The sequence below is a fragment of the Sulfitobacter sp. HI0129 genome (assembly GCF_001635395.1).
Taxonomy (GTDB): Bacteria; Pseudomonadota; Alphaproteobacteria; order Rhodobacterales; family Rhodobacteraceae; genus Sulfitobacter.
In genome coordinates this window covers 1-2,660 of record NZ_LWGH01000531.1, presented here as the reverse complement: position 1 = coordinate 2,660, position 2,660 = coordinate 1, and the positions used below count along the sequence as shown (strand labels likewise).

The 2,660-nt window shown below is 67.9% G+C and carries 5 protein-coding genes; 4 read left to right on the top strand and 1 reads right to left on the bottom strand.

Features of this window, described 5'->3' with window-relative positions:
• The 4 genes from A3764_RS14510 to A3764_RS14495 form a co-directional block, all read left to right on the top strand.
• On the top strand, positions 1–340 hold a 340-nt coding region (locus A3764_RS14510), incomplete at its 5' end, for an ABC transporter permease subunit (RefSeq protein ID WP_443069383.1).
• Positions 333–1,091, top strand: coding sequence for an ABC transporter ATP-binding protein (locus A3764_RS14505; protein ID WP_067921606.1), 759 nt, complete (start codon positions 333–335; stop codon positions 1,089–1,091). The genes A3764_RS14510 and A3764_RS14505, both read left to right, overlap by 8 nt.
• The gene (locus A3764_RS14500) at positions 1,088–1,777 is read left to right on the top strand and encodes an ABC transporter ATP-binding protein (protein ID WP_067921609.1); all 690 of its coding nucleotides are present in this window, start codon (positions 1,088–1,090) and stop codon (positions 1,775–1,777) included. The genes A3764_RS14505 and A3764_RS14500 overlap by 4 nt, the downstream gene beginning before the upstream one ends.
• A gap of 26 nt (positions 1,778–1,803) precedes the next feature.
• Positions 1,804–2,211, top strand: coding sequence for a RidA family protein (locus tag A3764_RS14495; protein WP_067921612.1), 408 nt, complete (start codon positions 1,804–1,806; stop codon positions 2,209–2,211).
• Between the two features lie 74 nt (positions 2,212–2,285).
• Here A3764_RS14495 and A3764_RS14490 read toward each other — a convergent pair.
• On the bottom strand, positions 2,286–2,660 hold a 375-nt coding region (locus A3764_RS14490; RefSeq protein ID WP_201722437.1), incomplete at its 5' end, for a metal ABC transporter permease.

Below are 2,660 nucleotides of genomic sequence, written 5' to 3'. Positions count from 1 at the left end.
CCTTGCGCCCTATCGTCTGCGGCTCGTGGCCTTCGTGATTTCCGGGGCGATCACCGGGCTTGCCGGGGCGCTTTTCGCCGACCTCAACCGTTTTGTGAGCCCGGTGATGTTCAGCTGGCAGACCAGCGGGGAGATCATGGTTTTCGTGATCCTCGGCGGGGTGGGGCGGCTTTACGGGCCGGTGGCCGGGGCGGCCCTGTTCATCCTGCTGGAACATGTCCTCGGGGGTTTGAGCGAATATTGGCACGTCTATCTCGGCCTGCTGCTCCTGATGGTGGTGCTCTTTGCCCGGGGCGGGCTGATCGGCACCGTCGCGGGACGGGAGGTGGCGCATGACTGACCGCGCGATCCTGCGGGTGGAGAACCTGAGCAAGAGTTTCGGCGCGCTGAAAGCCACGGATGACGTGTCGCTGACGGTGATGCCCGGCGAGATCCATGCGCTGATCGGACCGAACGGTGCCGGGAAATCGACGCTGATCAAACAGGTCGCCGGGGGGTTGCGCAACGACGCCGGGCGGATCTGGTTCGACGGCGAAGACGTCACGCCGCTGGGCACCGTGGCACGGGCGCGCGCGGGGCTGGGGCGGACCTTCCAGATATCCTCGCTCGCCATGGAATACACCGTGTTGCAGAACGCGGTGCTGGGCGCTTTGGGGCGGCGCGGCGGGGCCATGCGTTTCTTTGCCCCCGTGATGGCAAAGGGAGAGCTGCGCGAGCGTGCCATGGGCGCGCTGGAACGCGTGGGCCTGCAGGACCACGCGATGAAGCGCACGGCGGACCTTAGCCATGGGCAGCGCCGCCAGCTTGAGGTCGCCGTGGCGCTGACGCTGGAGCCGAAGGTGTTCCTGATGGACGAGCCGATGGCGGGGCTCGGGGCGAGCGGGTCAAAATCCATGACCGGCTTTCTCGACGGGTTGCGCAGCGAGGCACCGATCCTGCTGGTCGAACATGACATGGACGCGGTTTTCGCGCTGGCGGACCGTATTTCGGTGCTGGTCTACGGCAAGATCATCGCCAGCGGCGGGGCGGAGGACATCCGCCGCGACCCGGTGGTCCGCGAAGCCTATCTGGGTGCGGAGGACGCGGCATGAGCTTTCTTTCGGTCGAAGGCATCTGCGCCTCCTACGGGCCGTCGCAGGCGCTTTTCGGTGTGGACCTTGCGCTGGAGGAAGGCGAGGTCTGTGCCCTGATGGGCCGCAACGGGATGGGCAAATCCTCCACCATCAAGGTGATCTGCCGCATGCTGCGTCATTCGGCGGGGCAGGTGACGTTCGATGGCCGCGACCTCGGCCCGATGCCCAGCCACAAGGCCGCACAAGCGGGTCTGGGGCTGGTGCCCGAGGGGCGGCGCTGTTTCGGGCCGCTCACCGTTTATGAAAACCTGATCGCCGCCGCCCGCCCGGGCGCGTGGGACTACGACCGTGTCTGCACGCTCTTTCCGCGTCTGGGCGAACGCCGCGACCAGCAGGCGGGGCTGCTTTCGGGGGGCGAGCAGCAGATGCTGGCTATTGGCCGCGCGCTGATGACCAATCCGCGCCTGCTGATCCTCGACGAGGCGACCGAAGGCCTCGCCCCCGTGGTCAGGCAGGAGATCTGGGACGCGGTGGCGACGCTGAAGCGCGACACCGGGCTCGCGCTCATCGTGGTGGATAAATCGCTGGCTGAACTGCGGCGCGTGGCGGACCGGGCCGTGGTGCTGGAACGGGGGCGCACCGTTTGGGCCGGTGCGATGCGCGATCTGGACCGGCAGGTCGCCGATACATACCTCGGCGTCTGAGCCGGGAGAGACTCAAGGGGATCACTATGGGACATCGAGTCATTCAGCCCGAAGGCTGGGCACCGGCAAAGGGCTATGCCAACGGCATCCTCAGCGCGGACGGGCATCTTTTCGTGGGCGGCCAGATCGGCTGGACCGCGGACCAGCGCTTCGAGGCGCATGATTTCATCGGCCAGATGACGCAGGCGCTGCGCAACATCCGCGCCGTGGTCGAAGCGGCGGGCGGTGTCCCCGAGGATATCGTCCGGCTGACATGGTATGTCACCGACAAGGCCGAATACCTCGCCGCGCAGGCGGAGGTGGGCCGGGCCTACCGCGAAGTGATGGGCCGCCATTTCCCCGCCATGGCGATGGTGGTGGTCAACGCACTGGTCGAGGATGACGCCAAGGTTGAGATCGAGGCGACGGCGGTGCTTTCCTCCGCGCGGGGCTGAGTTCCGAGGCTGCCCGCCGGGGGTGTCGCACCCCCGGACCCCCGCGAAGTATTTCCGATCATGAGAAGGGGGTCTTAGCCTCGCTGGCGGAGGCCGCGGTAGACATGGGCCGCGATGAAGAGCAGCGCCGCGACCACCACGATGCTGGGCCCGGTGGGCGTGTCGAAGCGGAAGGATCCGGCGAGCCCGCCGAAAGCGGCGACACCGCCCAGCACCAGCGCCCAGAGCGCCATGACCTCGGGGCTGCTGGCGAGGGGCCGCGCGGCGGCGGCGGGGATAATCAGCATCGCCGCGATGAGCAATGCGCCCACCACCTTGATCGCCACCGCGACCGTGATGGCGAGCGCCAGTGTCAGCACCAGATCCTCGCGCGCGGGTTTCAGCCCCGCCGCCTGCGCCAGATCGCGGTTCAGCGTGGCCGCGAGGAGCGCCGACCAGCGCCATGCGAG